Origin of the sequence: Olivibacter sp. SDN3, assembly GCF_014334135.1 — a bacterium.
Lineage (GTDB): Bacteria > Bacteroidota > Bacteroidia > Sphingobacteriales > Sphingobacteriaceae > Olivibacter.
On the sequence record NZ_CP060497.1, the window covers coordinates 4,159,951 to 4,181,257 of the forward strand.

Below are 21,307 nucleotides of genomic sequence, written 5' to 3' on the forward strand. Positions count from 1 at the left end.
TTTTTCTATTCTTTAATCAGTATAGATGCATTTGTCAGCAATCTGTCGGCCTCCTTTTTATCGTCTGGAACTATTTTAAGTTCATATAATGACTGTTCCAATTCGTAATCGGGGTATGCGGTAGTAATATTGGCATATTTTGCCAGCTGCTTTATAACCGCTACTTTGCCTGTAAATTCTTTGTCGAGGTAGGGGACATATATATTGATTTGCTGCCCTTTTTTGATTTGCCCGATATGCGCTTCGGGTATTGTCACCCTAAACCAAGTGCTTTCAGGTAGATAGCCACTGAATAACGTATAACCGGGGGTTGCTAATTCTCCTATATGAAGTGTTACGGTTTCGATAGTCATATTCGTTGGGGCGATAATGTAGCGTTCTTTTGAAGCAACTTCGGCTTCTTGCAAAGCGCCACTGGCCCTGTCTTTTTGTCCTAAAGCCATCAAACGCTGTTCAAGCCGAACGCCATTTTTCACTTCCTCCAATTCGGCTGCAACAGCGTCATATTGTGATTTTGCACCTTGATATTTTGCGACAGCTTCATCATATTTTTGTGGGGAAATCAATGAATCGCTAAACATAGCATCTACTCTGTCAAATGATTTTTGAGCAAATTCATATTGCTCTTTCAAAGCGTGGTGTTTAGCCTCAAGTTGCTTTAGCTGATTTTTGGTTGCTCCATTTTCTGACATTTTGTATTGTGCATCTGCAGATTTAACTGCGCCTAGCGCTTGTGCTATTTTGGCATCTACCTCAGGAATACCTAAAATCGCTAACGTGTCTCCTTTTAATACCGTATCTCCTTCTTGTATATTCAGTTTCTCGACACGTCCTGGGATTTTGGTCGTAATGGTAACCGACTCGCGATTTATTTTTCCTTCTATTTTTTCGTTATTTAGCGTTTGCTTGCAACCAGCAAGTAAAATAGCTACTAAAAGACTGAAGGTATATATTTTTCTCTTCATGGTAATATTTTTTAATCTGTTACAATTTATCTATAGAGAGGGTTCCGGTTGCTTTTAGGTATTCTAATGCGGCTCTTCTTTGGTTGAAAACCGCTTGATAATAGTCCAAAGCAGCTTGTTGATAGTCGGTTTCTGCCGATAGACGATCGGCTGGTCTAATTAATCCAACCTGATATTCCTTGACAGCAATTTGTAGTGCTTTTTTTGCGGACTGCTCTCTTTTACTGTTTGTTATTAACTGTTTATTGGCAATCTGATATGTTGTTTTAGCCTTTTGAAGATTTAGATTTAATAACTCAGCAGCTTGTTGTCTTTGATTTTCAGCTTTTTTTACTTCGATCTTCGCCTTATTGATGGTTCGTTTAGACTGGAAACCATCAAATAAGTCCCACTTAAAACCAATACCTACAATAAAGGCTGGAAAAGCCTCAATTCTATTTGCCCGGAAGTTAACTGAGCTATTTGAAATGGGAAGGTGATATGGAGTGTTGAGTCTGGCGCTGGTTAAGCCCAAGTATTGAGCGGATGCCAGCGCTTGTACTTTGGGTATAAAATGCGTTACTTCGGCTTTCACTTTGTATTGATTAGCCTCAATGGCTGCATCTAGTGCTGCAATTTCAGGTCTATTATCGATATTATCTACAGTATTCAGCTCACTATATGCACTTAATTCATTGTTGATCAAGGCCAGTCGATCTAAAGAAATTCCCGTCAGTTGATGAAGCTGGTGAAGGAGCAGGGATTTTTTCCCTTCATATTCTTCCTGCTTGGCTTCCAATGTGGCTGTAGCAATATCAATTTTATTCAACTCATAAGAAGTAATCAAACCATATTTGAAAGCTTTGTTTGCTGTTTTTTTCTCCTCTGTTAAACGTAACTCGCTTTCTTTTAATACCAGCTTTACTTGCTCTAATAAGGCCAGTTGATCATAGGCGGTGCTTACCTGTGAAATAATTTCTTGCCGGTCTTTTTCTAGCATGATTCTCTGACCTTTGATTTTTTGTTCAACAGCTTTTTGTAATTTGGGAGCTTTTGTGCCACTAAACAATACCATACTAGCCGTTAAGTTCGCCGTCCACAAATTGCCCGAGGTGCCAAAGGTTGTAGCACCATTAAATAAGGTTTGATTAATAAGCGGCAACGCCATTGCCGGAAGATCAACTGTTAGGTCACTGTTAAGATAAGCATATCGTCCACCAGCCTCCAGGTGTGGAAGGTATATTTCTTTGAGACCTTTACTGGTTTCTTGATCTGCCTGTATGTCTAATTCCTTATTAGCAATATCGTAACTTTTGGCAATCGCTTGTTCCGCCAATTCTGTCAAGCTAGGTGTTTGTGCATACAGAGCGAGTGGAACAACAGACAAACAAAGAATCACTAATAATTTTTTTGCTTTAAAATAGATCATAATAAAAAATAATTATACAGCTTACTGTTGCATATGCAACTTTCTACTTTAAGTTATCAAATATCTTCGCCAACACCTCTCTACAAGTATCTAGTTGTATCTCGGTTACTCCTATTAAAGCTTCTTCCATCGTTTTTTTTGCTTCTTGAAGGGTTGGTTCTTTTAGTTTTTTTGCCTTATGCGTTAAAAAAACAAGATTAGTTCTTCGGTCGGCCTTGTCGGGAATTCTTACCACTAAATTTTGCTTTTCAAGATTATCAATTAAACGAGTAATACTTGGCTTATCTCTGAAAGTGCTGTTGGACAATTCTTGTTGGCTTTGTCCGTCTTTATCCCATAAGACATTCAAAACTGTCCATTGCTCAATGGTTATCTCTAAATTGGCTGTTTTGAAGTTTCTAATCAATCGCCGGTTAATCGCCGTGTTAGTTTTGCCCGTTAAAAAGTCTACCAGCTCGCGTTCTCTGAAAATAAATTTGCCCATAATATCCGAGTATTAAGTTGTTTATGCAACTAACAAAAATAATGCCAATGCATACCGATAGGGAGGCATTCTTAAAATAAGCTTTTTTCGGTAATTACCGATAGGTTACTCGGGAGTGTCTGTTTTTTCTACAGTTTATTGTTAATGATTACTGTCGGTAAACTGATCTTTTAGGGTTTCCAGTTTATTGATCAAGCTTTCCAGTTTTTCACTCTCTGTTTTTATGTAAGTTTTCATCAAGATGAAATAACAGATTAGGAACCAGGCAATCGTCGCGGCGATGAAAAGCGCTAAGAGAAGTGGTGTGACATAAAATGACATTTCCACTAGATATAAAGCAAAAGCTATAGACAAGCAAATGGTATATATAGTGTAATTGCGGGTATTAAACTTGTAGCGGTGCTGTTTATAGGCGGTAAGATAAGCGATAAATTCTTCAGGTTTGTAGAGTAATTTTTCACTTTTATGTATTGTTCTATAATCCTTGATCTGTGTAAACATATAATAGGTTAGGCACAGCATTACAATTAGCATAGAGAGCTGCGTTGTCCAGGTATAGAAAGGGATCGTTATAAAAATATAGAGGGTAATAGCGGCAATGATAGCGATGCTTATCACATGGATTAAAAGCTTACCGGTATACTTGTTTTTAGTTTGTTTGACCGTATTTAAGATAGCATCATAGCTAACTTCTTCATTTTCTTTCTGCACGTGCCAAATCTGTTTTAACTCATTAAAATCTTTCATGGCGATTATATATTTCTGTTAGCTTGTGTTTAATACGATGTATTTTTACTCTCAGGTTTCCTTCAGAAATACCTGATACTTCAGCAATCTCCTGATAAGGTATTTCGTCTAATACCATGGTAATAATAATCCTTTCATTTTCTTCCAATTGTGCAATGCACTTATACAGTTGATTAACCTGCTCCTGTTTGTCGGTTGCTTCTTCTGCTTTGGTTTCAATAATCTTCTCGTTGATTTCGTCGGTCGCTTTCCGTTTTTCAACTCTTAGATAGGAGAGACAGGTGTTAACAGCGATACGGTATATCCATGTTGATATCTGCGACTGATTTCTGAATTTGCCTAAGTTTTGCCAAACTTTAATAAAGGTTTCCTGCATAAGATCGTTGGCTGCATCGCTATCGCCCGTATAACCATAACAGAGGTGGTAGACCTTTCTGTTATTTTTATCAAAAATTTCCTTAAATAGCGATTCGTTATGCGTCATTTTGTATAAAACCTGCAAATTAGACTTTTACAGCCAGGTAATGTTACAAATTATAGGCTGTTTTTCTTTTATAGGCGACTGTTTTTAGTATATGTATAAGGTAAAATTACATCTATTTGTTGTAAGGTTTGGCTAAATGGTTATTTTTGTGAAAATTCATACCGCACGTACCATACATATGAAGTCAAAATTTTCTGTAATTTTCACCTTATCAACTTTCAGTTTAGCCGCTATTCTTTACGCTGTCGATTTTATCTTTCAAAATGTACCTTCGGATATTTTATTTGGTGTGAGATGGTTGGCGGTACTGGGGCTTATTTTATATGGCTTTAAAAAAAGAACGCTTACTGCTTGGATATTAATATCGTTGGTTATAGGTGCCTGTATTGGTCACGATTGGCCACAAGCAGGGGTCTCTTTGCAAGTGGCGAGTAAGGCTTTCCTAAAATTAATAAAGACCATTGTATCTCCATTGATTTTTGCAACATTAGTTTATGGTATAGCAGGCCATTCGGATATTAAGCAGGTGGGAAGAATGGGATGGAAATCGTTATTATACTTTGAGGTTGTTACCACCATTGCGCTATTCATTGGTCTGGCAGCGATCAATATTACCAAAGCTGGTGAAGGAATTATTCCCCCGGCAAACCAGCATGAGGAATTACCTGATGTAAAGCCGCAAACAGTCAGCGATATTATTCTTCATATTTTTCCAGAAAATATAGCTAAATCCGTTGCAGAGGGAGAGGTGTTACAGGTCGTTATATTTAGTGTTATCTTTGGTTTGGCATTGATCATGGTTCCAGAAAAGAAACGTCGGCCAATGGTGAACTTTACGGAAAGTTTATCGGAAGTCATGTTTAAGTTTACAAACATCGTGATGTATTTTGCACCGATAGGGGTAGGTGCAGCCATGGCTTATACGGTAGGGCACATGGGATTAGGCGTTTTGGTTAACCTTTTTCAACTATTGGCAACCTTATATGTATCATTAATCCTATTTATTCTATTGGTTCTGTTACCTATAGGGCTTATCGTAGGTTTACCTATTAGGCGTTTCATTGCTGCAGTTGGCGAGCCGGTTTCTATTGCCTTCGCCACTACCAGCTCGGAAGCAGCTCTTCCAAGAGCCATGGAAGCAATGGAGAGTATTGGGGTGCCTCGTAAAATAGTAGCCTTTGTAATGCCTACCGGTTATAGTTTTAACCTCGATGGGACAACGTTATACCTATCGCTGGCAAGTGTTTTTGTTGCTCAGGCCGCTGGTATTGATTTATCATTTGGCGAGCAACTCTTAATGGTATTTACGTTAATGATCACTAGTAAAGGTGTTGCAGGTATTCCGAGGGCATCCTTAGTGATATTGATGGGTACCGCGGCATCCTTTGGTTTACCAGTTTGGCCAATTTTTATTATTCTAGGCATTGACGAGCTGATGGATATGGCTAGAACGTCTGTTAATGTGCTTGGTAACTGTTTGGCCGCGGTGGTTGTGGCTAGATGGGAAAATGAGTATAATCCAAATGCTGTAAATACTGAAATTTTAAAAGTCGAGACACCCGAGTTTACACCTGAAGAGTCTGACCGGGTATCGTAATAACTCGTTTCCGGGCGTTAAGTGTCGGTTTTCAGTATATTTGTTCACTTTGTACTCAACATTTTTTAAATTTTACTTTTTATTTTCTAATCCAAATGAGCGAGCGTTCTAAAAAAATATTCTTGTATATATGTATAATTGTTCCATTTCTTGGATACTGTATTTTCTATTATAGTAATATGATAAAAAATGCACCTTTTAGATTCTCTGATTTTGAATCGATTGAGTTTAATTATGGCTCTCCCGAAAATATGGTCAATAAATTTAACTCAGCGTCGGAACATTATCAATATATTAATAAAAAGGATTCAGTGATTACTGCTAGCCTGAAGCTTCGTAAGGATGATTTATTGTATCTTCATAGAAAAGCTACAGAATACGGTTTCTGGAACTTTCCGGAAGATATGACTATGCCAGAAAATAGTGCAGACCCTAATAAAATGCGTTTTTCTCTAAAATTTAATTACAAAGAAAAAAGCAAGGAGGTCGTGTTCGACTCAGACTTCAAAGGGGATCCCAAGCTTTTTGATGCGGCGAAAACGATGATTGGCGAGGTAGAGCGTATACTAAATGATGCTGAAGATAGAAATTAATCAGCGATCATTGTTATTATTTCAAATAGGATAGCTGCAGCTAATTTGGAAGTGCGGTTATCCAAATCGTATGTAGGATTAACTTCGGCAAGATCAATAGACAATGTTTGCTTGCTATTGATAATAGTACGTAAACAAGAAAAGAAAGTGTCGTCTGGGTATATTCCATTATATGCTGAAGCACTAACTCCGGGTGCAAAAGCTGCAGCGAATACATCCATATCAATCGTTAGATAGATGTGATCAGTTGTCTTAAGAAAGGAGATAATTCGTTCTTGTAAACGTGTTTTATTTGCCGCCAAAAACTCATCTGAAAATTCATATTGTACGTTTAATGTATTAGCTGTTTGGAATAGATGTGTTGTGTTACTAATTCTTTGTATACCTAAAGCTAAATAATTGAAAGTCTGTTTTTTATTTTTACAATGTTGCGCTATTTGCCAAAAAGCTGTACCGGAGCTATTGCCATTTTCATCCGCTTTCCGTATATCGAAATGCGCATCAAAATTAATGATACCTAAGTTTGTATCTTCCTTATTTAAATATTTCGCTATACCAAGATAATGGCCATAGCTTATCTCATGACCTCCACCTATTAGAATAGGAAAGTTTCCAGAAGAGAGGATTTCCTTAACTACCACAGCTAAGCGAAACTGGGCAGTTTCCATATCTCCATTAGGACATAACACATCACCCACATCGTAAATATCTATTTTGTTAACCGGAATTGGAACGTTGCTAAGCGCTGAGCGAAGTGCTAGTGGAGCGTTGCTAGCTCCGAGTCTTCCTTTATTACGTATTACACCTTCGTCGCATGCAAAACCCAATAAAATGATAGATCTTTTATTAACTGTATGGAGGTCATCCAAATGTAACAGCTTAACCCATTGATGCCAACGCAAGTGTTCGTCAGCTGTACCATCATTACGGCCATCCCAGTTGCTTTTTGTAGGTGGGTTATAAAAGGTGTCGCTCACTATATCTGTTGTCCTTTTTTCCATATTTTGCAAGGTTTCATGCTCCCCTGATGATATAATATATCTCTATAATCGTCTGTAGGATAAGCTTGTAGATCCGCTATTTTACCTGGCGCTATAGCGCCTCGATCAGTTAAATTTAATGCCCTGGCAGCTCTGAAGGTTATGGCGGAAAGGGTTTCACTTAAGGAGAGTTTCTCGTAAGCGCCAAGAATGGCGGCTTGAGTGAGTAGCTGTCCCATCGGGGCTGACCCAGGATTCCAATCGCTGGCAATAGCCAGGCATGCTCCCGCGTCCAGCAGCTTTCGGGCAGGAGTAAAAGGCATACCTAAGCCTAAAGATGCTCCGGGTAAGGCAACAGCAACTGTCGCTGACTTTGCTAAAAGGGCTATTTCATGTTCACCACTGGCTTCCAAATGGTCGGCGGACACTGCTCCGCAGGTCACAGCTACTTTTGATCCGCCGGTAGTGAACTGATCTGCGTGAACAGTTAAATCAAAACCTGCGGTTTTAACCTGCTGTAGAAAGGGTATAGCGGTTTTGATATGGAAAGCCGACTGTTCAACAAAAATATCAAAACGACCACTGAGCTTCTCTTTTTTGATAACAGGCATGAGCTCAGCAATTATAAAGTCTAAATAATCAGATTCATCGCCAGAAAAATCTTTGGGAAGCACGTGAGCCGCCAGACACGTGCTAATCAAATCAGCTGATGCCAGTTGATTTGCAGAAGCTATAGCCTTTAATATCCTGAGTTCAGCATTTCTTTCAAGGCCATAGCCACTTTTCACTTCAATGGTGGTAGCTCCTTCACTAAACAGCTTTTCCGCTCGTTTCAAAATACTATGTATTAATTCGCTTTCAGAAACCAGTCTTGTTTGTCTCACCGTATTCCAAATGCCACCACCGGCCTGAGCAATTTCTAAGTAACTTTTACCAGACACACGCGATGCATAGTCTTTTGCGCGACTGCCCGCATAGCAAATATGTGTGTGGCAATCGATAAATCCTGGGATCAGGGCTAGTTTATCGTGAATGTGTTCAATTGGAGTGGCAGTATACTCCCTACGTAATTTTTCAAAAGTGTCAACCGCTACGATGTTATGCTCTTTTACGAGTACTCCGGCATCATAAATGACTGTCAAGGCATCGTCGTTTAAGCGACCTTTAAATGGTAAGTCTGCTAACGGAACGATCTGGGTAAATGGACCTATAATTTTCATAGAAATATATTTTATTGATATATTACCAAGTCTTTAAATTAAACTTCTTGGCCCATGCGACTGCTTTTTCATACCTCGCGTCTGTATGTCGGTAGATACCCATTGCAGGATCATTAAAGAGTACTCTACGTAGACATCTGTCGGCAAGTGTTGTGCCATCAGCAACAATAACCATTCCTGCATGTTGAGAATAACCCATTCCTACGCCACCGCCATGGTGGAATGATACCCACGTGGCGCCACCAGCCGTATTGCTCATGAGGTTAAGTAGCGGCCAATCGGATACGGCATCAGAGCCATCCAGCATGGCTTCCGTCTCCCTATTTGGCGAAGCTACCGATCCACAATCCAAGTGATCCCTTCCAATGACAATGGGTGCTTTTACCTTTCTGGTACGCACCAGTTCGTTAAATAGCAGTCCGGCTTTTTCTCGCTCTCCCATACCCAACCAACAGATCCTTGCCGGTAATCCTTGAAAGCTGACTCGTTTCTGGGCTTTCTCAAGCCAGTTTTTTAACGGCATATTTTGAGGAAAAAGCTCCATAAGTGCCTTGTCTGTTGTATAAATATCTTCGGAGTCTCCTGATAATGCTACCCATCGAAAAGGCCCTTTTCCTTCGCAGAATAGCGGTCGTATATAGGCAGGCGTGAAACCGGGAAAATCGAAAGCGTTCTTTATTCCCCCCTGTTTGGCAAATTCCCGTAAATTGTTTCCATAGTCAAAAGTGATAGCCCCCTTTTGTTGGAGCAACAACATGTATTGTACATGTCTTGCCATGCTCTTGATAGCTAACTCTTTATATTGATTGGGGTCTCTTTTTCTTAAGTCGGCCGCAGCTTCCAAGCTCAATCCATTTGGTATGTAACCGTTGATTGGATCGTGCGCAGATGTCTGATCTGTTAAGATATCCGGAATGATATGCCTGTTTAATAGTTTTTCAAGCATGTCGCCGGCATCGCTAACAAGTCCAATAGAGAGCGCCGTTTTATCCGATTTAGCCTCATTGATCCACTGGACGGCTTCCTCAAAAGAATAGGTCATTCTGTCAATATACTGGCTTTGGAGCCTTTTTTTTATCCTATCTGGATTCGCATCAGCTCCGAGGAATATTGCTCCGGCCATGGTTGCTGCTAATGGTTGCGCCCCTCCCATACCACCTAGGCCTGCTGTTACCAATAACCTTCCGGAAAGATCGCCAGAAAAATGCTGATTACCACATTCTATAAACGTTTCGTAAGTGCCTTGTAAAATGCCCTGGCTGCCTATGTAAACCCAACTTCCAGCAGTCATCTGTCCGTACATCATCAGTCCTTTTCCCCGAAGTTCATTAAAATGATCCCAAGTTGCCCACACAGGTACTAAATTGCTGTTGGCAATTAGAACTCTGGGAGCTTCTGGTGTGGATCTTACAATTCCAACGGCTTTTCCCGATTGTATCAATAAAGAATGGTCTAGATCTAACTCCAATAATACGGAAATAATGTTGCGGAGGGCGTCTACATTGCGAGCAGCCTGGCCGGTGCCCCCATAAATAACCAGTTGATCTGGGTCTTCGGCTACAGTAGCATCAAGATTGTTCAGTAACATACGTATAGCTGCTTCGGTTTGCCAGTTTCTTGCATGCAGTTGCTTGCCTACTGGGGCTTGGTAGCGAGGATGGTTAGCATATTTCTCAAGAAAGTCGGAACTGTTCATATTCGTCTTTATTTAGAGTTATCTGGTTATCTTTAGCTGCTTGATTTGCAGTATTTACTAATACACCATTCGCTATTACTTGTTTTAAAGCATTGATATCGTACGCAAAAATGCGGTCTTCACTCGCATAACTTACAACTTTACGTACTTCACGATGGCAGGCCTGTAAAATAGGTGTTGATTGTAATGGATGTCTGAAGTCAAGTGCCTGTGTGGCATATAGTAATTCCACAGCTAATATATATTGTAGATTGTCAATGATACGATTCAACTTCCTACCGCTTATTGAACCCATGGATACATGGTCTTCTTGTCCTAGAGATGTTGGTATGCTATCTGCACTTGCCGGAAAACATAGACCTTTGTTTTCAGACACTAATGCTGCCGTGGTGTATTGTGGGATCATGAAGCCTGAATTAAGTCCCGCATCTTGAATAAGTAATTTGGGTAATCCGTACCTACCCTCTATTATTAGGTAGCTTCGTCTGTCTGATATGTTCCCGAGTTCAGCGGCAGCAATAGCGACATAATCAAGAGGGATGGCTAAAGGTTGACCGTGAAAATTACCACCACTTATTGTATCCCTTGAGCCTAGAATAATGGGATTATCGGTAACTGCGTTAAGCTCAATTTCTAGAAGCTGTTTCAGGTGTAGCCACGCTGTTCGAGAGGCGCCATGTACCTGAGGCATACATCTTAAGGAGTAGGGGTCCTGGACGCGCTTGCAATCCACGTGCGACTGCAGGATAGCAGAATCTTTGAGTAACGTCCATAGACGGTTGGCTACATATTGATTACCCTGAAATGGACGTAAGTGATGCAATCTAGGATCGAATGGTTTGATCGAACCCATTAACCCCTCGAGTGACATTGCACCGATAATATCGGCTGCGTCCAGCAAGTTGTGCAATTTTGCTATAGCTTGGACTGCATGAGCAGCTATAAATTGTGTACCGTTTATAAGGGCTAAACCCTCTTTAGGGCCTAGCGTTAATGGTTCAAGATTTTTTTTCTTTAGAACAGCTTCGGTACGTGTGATTTGTCCTTTATAATATACCTCACCTAGGCCGATAAGTGGTAAAAATAAATGTGATAGGGGAGCCAAATCTCCCGAAGCCCCTACAGAACCCTGTTCGGGTACGCAAGGTAAAATATTGTGGTCTATCATCCATAATATACGCGCTATTGTTCTAGGACGTATCCCTGAATATCCCATACATAAGGCATGCAGCTTAATAATGAGCATGGTTTTTGAAATTTCTGGCGAAACCAGATTCCCAACACCTACGGCGTGGCTCTTTAATAAATTGTGTTGCAGCTGGGTAGTATCTGCTGCAGATATTTTAGTGTCGCATAAGGGTCCGAATCCAGTATTAACACCATATACTACCTGCTCGTTGTTAACGATCTCATCAATATGCGAACAGCTCTTTTTCACTTTGCTCATGGCAAAAGTATCTATCACACCACTTAATGAGCCACTTGCAATGGCCAATGCACTGGCGGATGTTAGCTTATCAATTCCGTATTTGAATACCATATGTGTTGCAATCTATTTAGTTAAAAACCTCCTCTTTCAACTTAATCTGATCGAGAATGAGATCAGCCAGTGGATGTTTTTTCAGTTGGTTCTCCAGCGTCGTTAAAGTAAATAGCAGCTCCTGTAAAGAATCATCTCGCTGTTCTAGTAATTGTAGGCTATTTTCAATCGCCTGCCAAACGGGCTTGATTTTTTTTAACAATTTTTTACCTTCTATAGAAAGCGTAACTAGTTTTATACGAGCATCTTTCGGGTCTTTTATAGTTTTTACTAATGCCTTTTTGCGAAGGTTGTTGATCATCTGGCTAACGGATGAATGAGATATTTGGAGTTGTTGAGATAGATCAATCAAGGAGACTTCCTTTTGGTTTGATAGGACATAAAAGAAAGGAAACCAACTAGTGTCAAAGGAAATATCCAAGGATTGGTACACTTTGTTTATTTCCCCAATATAAGATTCACTTAAACGCCTAAGCCTACTGCCTAGGATTAAATAGCCTAATCTCTGATAAAAATCCATTGGGAGGTAGATTTATAAATGCAGTAAATATATAAGCACTTATACAAGTATAATGATTTAATTTTTTATATCCAAAACTGCGTGAATACTATCGTCAGACAATATATCAACAACAAAAAATAGCACATGGTTAGCGAGGAGCCTCTACACACGTTATGTTTTTGAACAGAAGCTATTGGGAAGCATTTGCATAGGATAATTACTAATTTTGGAGTAGATGTGTTTATTAAGTGTAAAATCTTGCAGTTTTAAATTATTAAGCATATCTTTGCGCTTCGAATTTTTAACAGAACTATTAAATATTTTAAATTATTAACAATGTACGCAATAGTAAATATAGCCGGACAGCAATTTAAGGTTGCAAAAGACCAACATCTTTTCGTGCACCGTTTACAGGGGGATGAGGGCGCTAGTATTGAATTTGACAATGTATTGTTAGCAGAAGATGGCGGTAAGTTTACAGTTGGAACTCCAAGTGTAGCTGGCGCTAAGGTCTCGGCTAAAATTTTGTCGCATTTAAAAGGAGATAAAGTGATTGTTTTCAAGAAGAAACGCCGTAAAGGTTATAAAAAGAAAAATGGTCACCGTCAGCAATTCACTAAGATCCAGATCACTGGAATTACTTTATAAAATTGATTTTTAAATGAGATAGGGATGCCTATCATAAAGGAAATAAAACATGGCTCATAAAAAAGGTGCGGGTAGTTCAAAGAACGGTCGCGAATCACATAGCAAACGATTAGGTGTTAAAATTTTTGGTGGTCAACATGCTGTTGCAGGTAATATAATCGTACGTCAAAGGGGTACAAAACATCATCCAGACAAAAATGTAGGGTTAGGTAAAGATCATACCTTGTTTGCATTAGTTGATGGAAAAGTTGTATTCCGTAAGAAAGCTGACAATAAATCATATGTGTCGGTAGTTCCTGTAGAAAACAACGCAACCGCTTAGTATTCTTTAAGCTATAAAAAAAGAATTATAACCGTAAACGGCTATCTTTATAGTTGTTTACGGTTTTTTATTTAATAGTGGTAAATTGTTCAATCTAATGAAGCAGCATTTTTATATAAATTTTTTAAAGCGAGCAATATGGTTTATCTTAATTTTCGGTTTAAAGTTAGGGAGCGCAGATGCGCAGGAAGGTGAAATGATAATTGCCCAACCACAATATATAAAGGATGAGTTCGTTTTTACCGAAGCTCCATTTGAAAGTTGCCATGCTGCCACTATAGTAGATGCCGGGGATGGACATTTAATAGCGGCTTGGTTTGCGGGTAAACACGAAGGGAATGCGGATGTTGGTATATGGGTATCACATCATATGGGTGATTTTTGGAGCGCACCAATTGAGGTAGCTGCAGGAGCTGATAGTCTTGGTCAACCGACAGCCTGTTGGAACCCCGTTCTCTTTAAATCGAGAGCTGGTAAGTTGTTTTTACATTATAAAGTAGGCAAATCACCAAGAGAATGGTGGGCGGAAGTGATTGTTTCAGATGATAAAGGCTCTACATGGAGCAAACCAAAGAAACTTCCGGAAAATATGTTGGGGCCGATTAAGAACAAACCACTACAGTTAGCCAACGGTGATATTCTTTACCCATCAAGTACCGAGAGCATAGACGATAAAAAGTGGCGTATTCATTTGGAGAAAAGTGACAGTTTAGGAAATAATTGGAAGAGAATAGCAATTGATAACAATAATTTTAATGCTATACAGCCAAGTATATTGTCTTATAAAGACAACCGCTTGCAATTATTAGCTAGAAGTCGTAATAATAAAATTGTGAGTAGCTGGTCGTATGATAATGGAAAAAATTGGACAGCGCTTGATCCTACCCATTTACCTAACCCCAATTCAGGATCAGATGCGGTAACATTATCAAACGGTTTACAGCTTTTAGTTTATAATCCTTTACTGGCCGGTAAAAACTGGTGGGAGGGACGTTCTGTTTTGAAGCTTGCTTCATCTACCGATGGCATAAACTGGGAAGAAGTTCATACATTGGAAGAAAAAGAAAAGGGAGAATATAGCTATCCGGCCATTATTCAAAGTGCAGATGGTTTTATCCATATGGTATATACTTATGATAGAAAGTGTATAAAATACATTAAGTTTAAGCCTTGATAAACAATAGCTTGTGCAGGTTTTTATCGAAGTAATGTATTCAATATTAATGCTATTGTTTTGTATGATTTTTCAAAGAAATGTAACAATTGTTGTTAAAATTATTAAAATAATATTAATATATTGCAAATATCGAATAATTTTTCGTTAATTTGTGTACATTTATAATTGTATAAAAAGCTGATAAAAAAATTGATTTATGTGTGGAATTATTGGTGCATTTGATTTAAAGGTTAAATCACAGGATCTCCGTCCTCAAGTATTGGAGATGTCCAAAAAAATTCGTCACCGTGGTCCTGACTGGTCGGGCATCTACAGCTCAGATAAAGCCATATTAGCGCACGAGCGTTTGGCAATTGTAGACCCGCAATCAGGTAAACAACCATTGTACAGTGAAGATAAAAGTGTTGTGCTGGCAGTTAACGGAGAGATTTACAATCATCGTGAACTCCGTGAAAGGCTCCCAAATTATAATTTTTCCACTAATTCTGATTGTGAAGTAATCTTAGCGCTTTATAAGGAAAAGGGAATAGATTTTCTAGAAGATTTAAATGGTATTTTTGCTTTTGCACTTTATGATATAGCAAATGATGTTTATTTAATTGCACGAGACCATATAGGCATTATCCCTTTTTATATGGGATGGGATAAAAAGGGGAATTTTTATGTTTCTTCTGAACTGAAAGCCTTAGAGGGCATTTGTAATAAAATTGAAGAATTTAAGCCGGGTCATTATATTTACAGCAAGCAAGGGCAGGATTTTCAGCCTTGGTATAAAAGAGCATGGCGTGACTATGCAGATGTTGAAACGAACGTATCTGATATAGCTGTTCTACGTAAAGGATTAGAGGATGCTGTGCACCGGCAAATGATGTCTGATGTGCCCTACGGGGTATTACTATCTGGTGGTTTAGACTCTTCCATTATTGCAGCTATTACAAAGAAATTTGCATCGAAACGTATCGAAACAGATGATCGCGAGAATGCTTGGTACCCCGCTCTTCATTCTTTTGCAGTAGGTTTAAAAGGCTCTCCAGATTTGGCAGCTGCGCAGAAGGCAGCTGATCATATCGGCACTATACACCATGAAATACATTTTACTATCCAAGAGGGATTGGATGCCATTCGAGACGTGATCTATCACTTGGAAACGTATGATGTTACAACTATCCGTGCATCTACTCCTATGTACCTTTTAGGTAGAGTTATTAAATCTATGGGTATAAAAATGGTGTTAAGTGGTGAAGGTTCAGATGAATTGTTTGGAGGATATTTATATTTTCACAAGGCTCCAAACCCACAAGCATTTCATGAGGAAACGGTACGTAAGCTAGGAAAACTCCATTTGTATGATTGCCTACGTGCCAACAAATCTTTGGCAGCATGGGGAATTGAAGGGAGAGTTCCATTTTTAGACAAGGAATTTATGGATATTGCAATGCGATTGAACCCTGCAGATAAAATGGCTGGTAATGGAAAAATGGAAAAATGGATTCTCCGCAAAGCTTTTGAAGATTATTTACCAGAGAGCATCGCTTGGCGTCAAAAAGAGCAATTTTCTGACGGCGTAGGTTATAACTGGATCGACACGTTAAAGGCTGAAGCTATTAAAGCCGTTACCGACGAAGAATTGGCAAATGCGAGGTACCGTTTTCCTGTTAATCCACCAATGTCTAAGGAAGAATACTATTACAGAAGTATCTTTAGTGAGCATTTTCCTTCGGATTCTGCCGCTTCTTGCGTGCCATCTGTAAAATCGGTTGCTTGTAGTACACCAGAGGCTTTGGCTTGGGATGCTTCTTTCCAAAACCTTAATGATCCTTCAGGCCGGGCTGTATCCAACGTACACAACGACGGTTATGAGAAGGAGAAGGATAATAAAGCTAAATTGGCTGTTTAAAAAGCCCTGTTAAAATAAGAATAGCATATTTAGGGATTAGTAGATATTACTAATCCCGTTTTTTTTGACCTTTTTTTTTGGTTTTATATCTGATCAATGGTTTTCGTAGAGTTCATTGATACTTTGCGCATAGACTTGTTCGATTATTTTTCTTTTTGCTTTTAAGGTAGGGGTGAGCTCGCCCGACTCAATACTAAAAGGTGTGCGTTTCACTTTGAACGACCGAATCCTTTCAAACTTTGCTAACTCGTTGGATAAGCGCTTGACATCCTGTTCTATCCAATCTAAAATAGCAACATCTTCGATAAAAGGATTTTCTTTGGTGAAATATCTCTCTCTTAGATTAAAAGTTTCTTTAAGTAGCTCTTGATTAGGCACAATAAGTGCAGTTAAGTATTCACGTTTATCACCAATTAGAAAAATTTGCTCGATGCGCTTGCTCTTCAAATAAGTGTTTTCTACAGGTGTAGGGTATACATTTTTCCCGTAAGCATTTACCAGCATATTTTTTAATCGATCAGTTATTTTTAGATTGCCCTTATAAAATTTACCAATATCTCCGGTATGAAACCAACCATCCGAATCTATTACACTTTGCGTTTCTTCAGGTTTGTTCCAATAGCCTTTCATAATGCAATGGCCCCGAATAATAATCTCCCCTTCCTCGCTATTAAGACTAGGATCAAAACTTTGATGATTTTGTTTTGTGAATATTTCTAGGGTGTCAACATGCTGTATAGCTACTTCTATACCTGGTAGAATACGTCCTACGGTACCGTAAACTTGCCTGTAAAACTCTGTTACCGCTACGACCGGAGAAGTTTCTGTCAAGCCATAGCCCTCTAATACTTTAATGCCGATATTACCAAAAAATTCACCCACATTTTGTGGTAGTGCGCCACCGCCTGAGATCATAAACTTTAATTTTCCTCCTGTCTTTTCTTTAATTTTGCCGAAAACCAATTTATCTGCCAGTTTATGTTGTGCAGATAAAATCGGGTTGATTTTTTTTAACCTTTCTTTTTTTTCTCTAACCGTCTTTCCTGTCTTGACAGCCCAGTTGAATATTCTGGCCTTAATAAGCCCCTGTTCTGTGCCGTTTTTTAACGCCTTATCGTGAATTTTCTCCAATAGCCTAGGTACTGCACACATAACGGTAGGCTTTACTTCGTACATGTTTTTAGCCAGCAAATCAATGCTTTGAGCAAAGGCTATTCTAGCACCCAACGCTAGACATACGTGATAAGTTGCCGTCCGCTCAAAAACATGAGATAATGGCAGGAAAGATAGGAAAATATCGTCTTGATCAACAACAGGGATCTGATCTAAACATCCCTTTACATTATTTGTCAAATTAGCGTGAGTTAGCATTACACCTTTGGGAGTACCAGTGGTTCCACTGGTATAAATAAGTGTAGAGATGTCAGAAATTAATAAGCCTTCACGCGCACTCGCTATATCTTTTGCGAAATTATATACCAATGATTTACCTTCTTCAATAACTTTATGAAAAGGAATTACTCCAGCTGTTAGTTTGAGAGAATAGGTATACTTTTCATAACCATCAAAAGTCGGTATAATCCGCATAAGTGAAGGGCAATTATTAGCAATTTTTAGAATTTTACGTAACAGAAAAGGAGTATTAACAATAATAGTGCGTGCTCCTGAATCGTTTAGAATATATTCAGTATCACTTTCAGGTAAGGTAGGGTAAATAGAAACATTTACAACACCTATTTGTTGTATCCCTTGATCAAAATATACATAAAAAGGAGAGTTTTCAAGTAACAAAGCCGCACGGTCTCCTTTTCTTATTCCGATAGACAGCAAATAGGCAGAAACGGCGTCAATATGGGCTATGGCAGTATGATAAGAGATTTCTTTCCAGGATTGATCTTGATAATGAATAAGAAAGGGATGAGTAATGGGATGAATGTTTTTGACGACATTCCTTAACATCGCCGGAACGGTCATATCGGTATCGATGGGGTTCATTGCTTTTACTTTATTCTATACTACTTTTCATGATATATAAATGCCCGGGTGTAATTGTCTGAACTACACTTCAACGGGTACAAATAAGTTTGTCAAACATGTTCACATAGGCATATAACCAGAAAGCAAAAGTAGGTATTTTAGAATTAAAAGAGAATAGCTATAAATTCGTGTTCATGAAGAAGAGTTAACGATTATAAATCTTCACAACTAACCTTTTTGTAAATAATACTGAAATCTGATTGGTTGTCCGTTACCTGTCTGCCTACCTGTTGATCTACACTGTAAGGTTTCTGTTTTAATATATCGCCCTTTAGTAAAAATACAGTACGTAAAGTATCTTGCATTCCTTCCTGCATGAAACTCCATACTACATCCAGCGTATCACCCCTTTTTAAGCCGTTAATAGTACCGGCTCTTCCATCTTTTTCGAATGGCGACCAATGATGATTACCACTGACCTTTTCTCCGTTAATTGTTAAACTTACGTAGGAAGAGTCTTGGGTTTTTCTGTTACCACTCAGGTTCAGAAAACAATATTGCTGATCAATATATCCATCCTCTGACGGATTAGTCGTGGAATCTTTATCAATAAAGCTACTGTCTGCCCAATTTGCATGACTCGGTCTTTGTGCTTGTTGTTGGCAGGCAGCAAATAAGGTAGTAAAACATACTGCTATTGCGAAGTTAAAGTGGTGTGTCGTTTTCATTCCCTTTGCAGATAAGTGTGGATAAACTTAACCATATTTATACACTTTTTCTACTTTTTTTGTTCGAGCTATTTTTTTCGTCCAAAAAAAGAAAATAAATCTATAAATGGCTCAACCCATAGCTGCATCTTCCACCGATTTTTTTAGAATTTCAACGGCTCTCGTGAGCTCATCAGTATCAAGGTTTCCGAACCCTAAGCGCATAGCGGTTACGCCATCGTTTTGATAGAGTAGGGTGTGAGGCAAATGTAACCTATTGTTCAGGCAGTTTTTACTAATACGCATTAAATTTAACTCTTTGCTCCATTCAGACCATATTGCTAAACCTCCAGGTGGTGATTTAAAACGGACGTATTTACCCAATTCACGCGTTAACAAACCCGATAAATGAGCACAACGCTCTTCATATATTTTTAATGCTTTTTTTAGATGACGGTGAATTTCGCCCTCAACTAAAAGCTCTCCAAGAGCCTGTTCCATTAGCATATCACTTTGCCGGTCAATAATACGTCTAAAACTGCCTATTTCCTTAATTAAATTTTCGGGAGCGACCAAATATCCAGAACGTAAACCAGGAGCAAGCGATTTGCAAAAAGAACCAATATAAACCACCATTCCCTCACTATCGGCGCTTGCAAGTGGTAATACGGGATTGCTAGTATAATGAAAGTCATAATCATAATCGTCTTCCAGAATAACAAAACCATACTTGGACGAAAGGTCGAGCAATTCCATGCGTCTTTCGGCACTTAGTGTGACAGTTGTAGGATAATGGTGGTGAGGGGTAATATAAACCATTCGTACCTTTTTCGACTGGCATAAAGCTTTAATGGCTTCTACAGATATACCCTGATTATCAACAGGAACAGCGTGTATGGTCGCACCGGCTTGCTGAAATATCATATTGGCAATATAATAACTTAAGTTTCCAACAATAATTAGGTCGCCTGGAGAAATTAATACACAGGCGGCAAGATATATTGCCATATGTACACCCCTTGTGGTAAGTACATTCCCTTTATTTATGGGTAAACCTCTTGTATTATTTAGGTAAAATGCCAAGGTCTCCCGATAGAACTCATTCCCTTCAATATGCGAATAACCTAGGTGCTTTATACTTGTTTTACGCCTTAAAATACCTCCGTACATTTTTCCCAGTTTTTTCAAAGGCGCAATTCTTGTATCCGGAAGTCCATCACTAAATGCTAACTGACAGTTTGATAAAGAGGGAGGGTTATCTAATAATATATTTTGCTTAAAACTAAATCCTGTATGAGTGGGGTAACTTGATAGATAAGTGCTGTTGTATAATAGGGGGTCGGGTTTTTCAAAGTCGGACTTACTACAAATAAAAGTTCCTTTATTTGGTTTTATAATTGTCCATCCCTGGGTATATAACTCTTCATATGCTGCAATAACTGTTTTTCTATGTACACCTAATTCTATACTCAGCGCTCGTGTACCAGGAAGCTGTATATCAGTAACTAATACACGCCGTTGTATAGCGTTAATCAATTGTCTTGCAATCTGTAAATATACAGGTGTACTATTTCCTTTGTCTATTACAATAAGACTTTTGAATGGAATTTTAACCGGACTACTCATTATATGCTATCTGGACTATCTATATCGTCCGGCAAGATACTATTTTTGAACCGGAAAAGATATTATACTAATCTCAATAATATGGAAACATCATACTGTAGCACTTTTAACGATACTTTGGCTATTAAAAACTTATTTGAGAAAATAATTCCCAATAATTATTTACATGCGAAATTTCTAAATACTTTATCTCTTATGGAGAATACTGGTGCTCGGAAGATATCGGCATCAGAGGATACATCAACAACAACTTTAATGGTGCTGAAGCATGCCGCAGAGGAGCACCGACATGCATTTTACTTAAAAAAACAAATGCTGAAATTACAGCAGGGCCTATATAATAACACCTATACAGAACAGGAACTGCTAGCTCCAGTAGCGAGTAGACAGTATCTACATAAACTGGACGTATCCACCTCTAGATACTTGAAAAATAATATGAAAATTTCCGGTAAAGCGTTGCGGTTCGGCGCGTATTTGTTCGTTACCTATGCTATTGAAGTGCGTGCTGATAAATTATACCCATGTTACCAGACCATGCTCACACGCTTATCTAGCAAAGTAAATGTGAAGTCTATTATTTTGGAAGAACAAGGACATTTAGAAGAAATGGTTACGCAATTACGGTCTTTTTCTTCGAGATGGGAAGATCACGCGCAATATATACTGGCGATTGAAAGTAGTCTGTTTAAGGAGTGGTTGAAATCTTTGGAACATGAGGTATATGTGTCCTAAGG

At 38.7% G+C, this 21,307-nt stretch carries 20 protein-coding genes; 7 read left to right on the top strand and 13 right to left on the bottom strand.

The genetic code is table 11. From position 1 onward, the window contains the following. Nucleotides 1–5: 5 nt before the first annotated feature. From H8S90_RS17280 to H8S90_RS17300, 5 genes are all read right to left on the bottom strand, one after another. Nucleotides 6–965, bottom strand: a complete 960-nt coding sequence (locus H8S90_RS17280) for an HlyD family secretion protein (RefSeq protein ID WP_187339102.1) — start codon at nucleotides 963–965, stop codon at nucleotides 6–8. Nucleotides 966–984: 19 nt separating this feature from the next. Then, entirely contained in the window at nucleotides 985–2,373 is a 1,389-nt protein-coding gene (locus H8S90_RS17285; RefSeq protein ID WP_187339103.1) for a TolC family protein, read from the bottom strand. Between the two features lie 43 nt (nucleotides 2,374–2,416). Continuing rightward, entirely contained in the window at nucleotides 2,417–2,857 is a 441-nt protein-coding gene (locus tag H8S90_RS17290; RefSeq protein ID WP_187339104.1) for a MarR family winged helix-turn-helix transcriptional regulator, read from the bottom strand. A 141-nt stretch (nucleotides 2,858–2,998) separates the two neighbouring features. Further along, on the bottom strand, nucleotides 2,999–3,604 hold the full coding sequence (locus tag H8S90_RS17295; protein ID WP_187339105.1) for a hypothetical protein: 606 nt from the start codon (nucleotides 3,602–3,604) through the stop codon (nucleotides 2,999–3,001). Then, entirely contained in the window at nucleotides 3,591–4,088 is a 498-nt protein-coding gene (locus H8S90_RS17300) for an RNA polymerase sigma factor (RefSeq protein WP_187339106.1), read from the bottom strand. Before H8S90_RS17300 ends, H8S90_RS17295 begins: the two co-directional genes overlap by 14 nt. 178 nt (nucleotides 4,089–4,266) lie before the next feature. Here H8S90_RS17300 and H8S90_RS17305 point away from each other — a divergent pair, with 178 nt between their 5' ends. Continuing rightward, nucleotides 4,267–5,685: a dicarboxylate/amino acid:cation symporter gene (locus tag H8S90_RS17305; RefSeq protein WP_187339107.1), complete on the top strand. Its 1,419-nt coding sequence runs from the start codon at nucleotides 4,267–4,269 to the stop codon at nucleotides 5,683–5,685. Between the two features lie 179 nt (nucleotides 5,686–5,864). Continuing rightward, the gene (locus H8S90_RS17310) at nucleotides 5,865–6,278 is read left to right on the top strand and encodes a hypothetical protein (protein ID WP_255501641.1); all 414 of its coding nucleotides are present in this window, start codon (nucleotides 5,865–5,867) and stop codon (nucleotides 6,276–6,278) included. Here the strand turns inward: H8S90_RS17310 and hutG are convergent. From hutG to H8S90_RS17335, 5 genes are read right to left on the bottom strand one after another with little or no spacing between them, the layout of a single operon-like run. Continuing rightward, nucleotides 6,275–7,279: a formimidoylglutamase gene (hutG, locus tag H8S90_RS17315; protein WP_187339109.1), complete on the bottom strand. Its 1,005-nt coding sequence runs from the start codon at nucleotides 7,277–7,279 to the stop codon at nucleotides 6,275–6,277. The two genes, H8S90_RS17310 and hutG, sit on opposite strands and share 4 nt — an antisense overlap. Continuing rightward, nucleotides 7,255–8,478, bottom strand: coding sequence for an imidazolonepropionase (gene hutI, locus H8S90_RS17320; RefSeq protein WP_187339110.1), 1,224 nt, complete (start codon nucleotides 8,476–8,478; stop codon nucleotides 7,255–7,257). The genes hutG and hutI overlap by 25 nt, the downstream gene beginning before the upstream one ends. A gap of 22 nt (nucleotides 8,479–8,500) precedes the next feature. Next, nucleotides 8,501–10,174, bottom strand: coding sequence for a urocanate hydratase (hutU, locus tag H8S90_RS17325; RefSeq protein ID WP_187339111.1), 1,674 nt, complete (start codon nucleotides 10,172–10,174; stop codon nucleotides 8,501–8,503). Then, complete coding sequence (gene hutH, locus H8S90_RS17330) at nucleotides 10,152–11,714, bottom strand: histidine ammonia-lyase (RefSeq protein ID WP_187339112.1); 1,563 nt, start codon at nucleotides 11,712–11,714, stop codon at nucleotides 10,152–10,154. Before hutH ends, hutU begins: the two co-directional genes overlap by 23 nt. A 16-nt stretch (nucleotides 11,715–11,730) precedes the next feature. Beyond that, entirely contained in the window at nucleotides 11,731–12,234 is a 504-nt protein-coding gene (locus H8S90_RS17335) for a MarR family winged helix-turn-helix transcriptional regulator (RefSeq protein WP_187339113.1), read from the bottom strand. Nucleotides 12,235–12,552: 318 nt separating this feature from the next. Between H8S90_RS17335 and rplU the strand changes: the two genes are divergently transcribed. The 4 genes from rplU to asnB all read left to right on the top strand — a co-directional run bounded on the left by rplU (nucleotide 12,553) and on the right by asnB (nucleotide 16,260). Then, on the top strand, nucleotides 12,553–12,864 hold the full coding sequence (gene rplU, locus H8S90_RS17340) for a 50S ribosomal protein L21 (protein ID WP_187339114.1): 312 nt from the start codon (nucleotides 12,553–12,555) through the stop codon (nucleotides 12,862–12,864). A gap of 49 nt (nucleotides 12,865–12,913) precedes the next feature. Next, complete coding sequence (gene rpmA, locus H8S90_RS17345; protein ID WP_187339115.1) at nucleotides 12,914–13,186, top strand: 50S ribosomal protein L27; 273 nt, start codon at nucleotides 12,914–12,916, stop codon at nucleotides 13,184–13,186. Nucleotides 13,187–13,283: 97 nt separating this feature from the next. Next, nucleotides 13,284–14,360, top strand: coding sequence for an exo-alpha-sialidase (locus H8S90_RS17350; protein ID WP_255501642.1), 1,077 nt, complete (start codon nucleotides 13,284–13,286; stop codon nucleotides 14,358–14,360). A 199-nt stretch (nucleotides 14,361–14,559) separates the two neighbouring features. After that, a complete protein-coding gene (gene asnB / locus H8S90_RS17355; protein WP_187339116.1) occupies nucleotides 14,560–16,260 on the top strand; it encodes an asparagine synthase B in 1,701 nt (566 codons plus the stop codon). Between the two features lie 93 nt (nucleotides 16,261–16,353). Here the strand turns inward: asnB and H8S90_RS17360 are convergent, their stop codons facing one another. The 3 genes from H8S90_RS17360 to H8S90_RS17370 form a co-directional block, all read right to left on the bottom strand. Continuing rightward, nucleotides 16,354–18,255: a long-chain fatty acid--CoA ligase gene (locus H8S90_RS17360; protein ID WP_187339117.1), complete on the bottom strand. Its 1,902-nt coding sequence runs from the start codon at nucleotides 18,253–18,255 to the stop codon at nucleotides 16,354–16,356. 194 nt (nucleotides 18,256–18,449) lie between these two features. After that, nucleotides 18,450–18,965, bottom strand: coding sequence for a hypothetical protein (locus H8S90_RS17365; protein ID WP_187339118.1), 516 nt, complete (start codon nucleotides 18,963–18,965; stop codon nucleotides 18,450–18,452). Nucleotides 18,966–19,076: 111 nt separating this feature from the next. Then, the gene (locus tag H8S90_RS17370) at nucleotides 19,077–20,570 is read right to left on the bottom strand and encodes a PLP-dependent aminotransferase family protein (protein WP_187339119.1); all 1,494 of its coding nucleotides are present in this window, start codon (nucleotides 20,568–20,570) and stop codon (nucleotides 19,077–19,079) included. An 81-nt stretch (nucleotides 20,571–20,651) separates the two neighbouring features. Between H8S90_RS17370 and H8S90_RS17375 the strand changes: the two genes are divergently transcribed. After that, a complete protein-coding gene (locus H8S90_RS17375) occupies nucleotides 20,652–21,305 on the top strand; it encodes a hypothetical protein (RefSeq protein WP_255501644.1) in 654 nt (217 codons plus the stop codon). The last annotated feature ends 2 nt before the right edge of the window (nucleotides 21,306–21,307 follow it).

Coding starts and splice junctions, on each gene's coding strand:
- hutI (WP_187339110.1), bottom strand. CDS start 8,478: ATGAAAATTATAGGTCCATTTACCCAGATCGTTCCGTTAGCAGACTTA.
- asnB (WP_187339116.1), top strand. CDS start 14,560: ATGTGTGGAATTATTGGTGCATTTGATTTAAAGGTTAAATCACAGGAT.
- H8S90_RS17280 (WP_187339102.1), bottom strand. CDS start 965: ATGAAGAGAAAAATATATACCTTCAGTCTTTTAGTAGCTATTTTACTT.
- H8S90_RS17365 (WP_187339118.1), bottom strand. CDS start 18,965: ATGAAAACGACACACCACTTTAACTTCGCAATAGCAGTATGTTTTACT.
- H8S90_RS17310 (WP_255501641.1), top strand. CDS start 5,865: ATGATAAAAAATGCACCTTTTAGATTCTCTGATTTTGAATCGATTGAG.
- H8S90_RS17285 (WP_187339103.1), bottom strand. CDS start 2,373: ATGATCTATTTTAAAGCAAAAAAATTATTAGTGATTCTTTGTTTGTCT.
- H8S90_RS17295 (WP_187339105.1), bottom strand. CDS start 3,604: ATGAAAGATTTTAATGAGTTAAAACAGATTTGGCACGTGCAGAAAGAA.
- rplU (WP_187339114.1), top strand. CDS start 12,553: ATGTACGCAATAGTAAATATAGCCGGACAGCAATTTAAGGTTGCAAAA.
- H8S90_RS17300 (WP_187339106.1), bottom strand. CDS start 4,088: ATGACGCATAACGAATCGCTATTTAAGGAAATTTTTGATAAAAATAAC.
- hutG (WP_187339109.1), bottom strand. CDS start 7,279: ATGGAAAAAAGGACAACAGATATAGTGAGCGACACCTTTTATAACCCA.
- hutU (WP_187339111.1), bottom strand. CDS start 10,174: ATGAACAGTTCCGACTTTCTTGAGAAATATGCTAACCATCCTCGCTAC.
- H8S90_RS17360 (WP_187339117.1), bottom strand. CDS start 18,255: ATGAACCCCATCGATACCGATATGACCGTTCCGGCGATGTTAAGGAAT.
- hutH (WP_187339112.1), bottom strand. CDS start 11,714: ATGGTATTCAAATACGGAATTGATAAGCTAACATCCGCCAGTGCATTG.
- H8S90_RS17375 (WP_255501644.1), top strand. CDS start 20,652: ATGGAAACATCATACTGTAGCACTTTTAACGATACTTTGGCTATTAAA.
- H8S90_RS17350 (WP_255501642.1), top strand. CDS start 13,284: ATGAAGCAGCATTTTTATATAAATTTTTTAAAGCGAGCAATATGGTTT.
- H8S90_RS17335 (WP_187339113.1), bottom strand. CDS start 12,234: ATGGATTTTTATCAGAGATTAGGCTATTTAATCCTAGGCAGTAGGCTT.
- H8S90_RS17305 (WP_187339107.1), top strand. CDS start 4,267: ATGAAGTCAAAATTTTCTGTAATTTTCACCTTATCAACTTTCAGTTTA.
- rpmA (WP_187339115.1), top strand. CDS start 12,914: ATGGCTCATAAAAAAGGTGCGGGTAGTTCAAAGAACGGTCGCGAATCA.
- H8S90_RS17370 (WP_187339119.1), bottom strand. CDS start 20,570: ATGAGTAGTCCGGTTAAAATTCCATTCAAAAGTCTTATTGTAATAGAC.
- H8S90_RS17290 (WP_187339104.1), bottom strand. CDS start 2,857: ATGGGCAAATTTATTTTCAGAGAACGCGAGCTGGTAGACTTTTTAACG.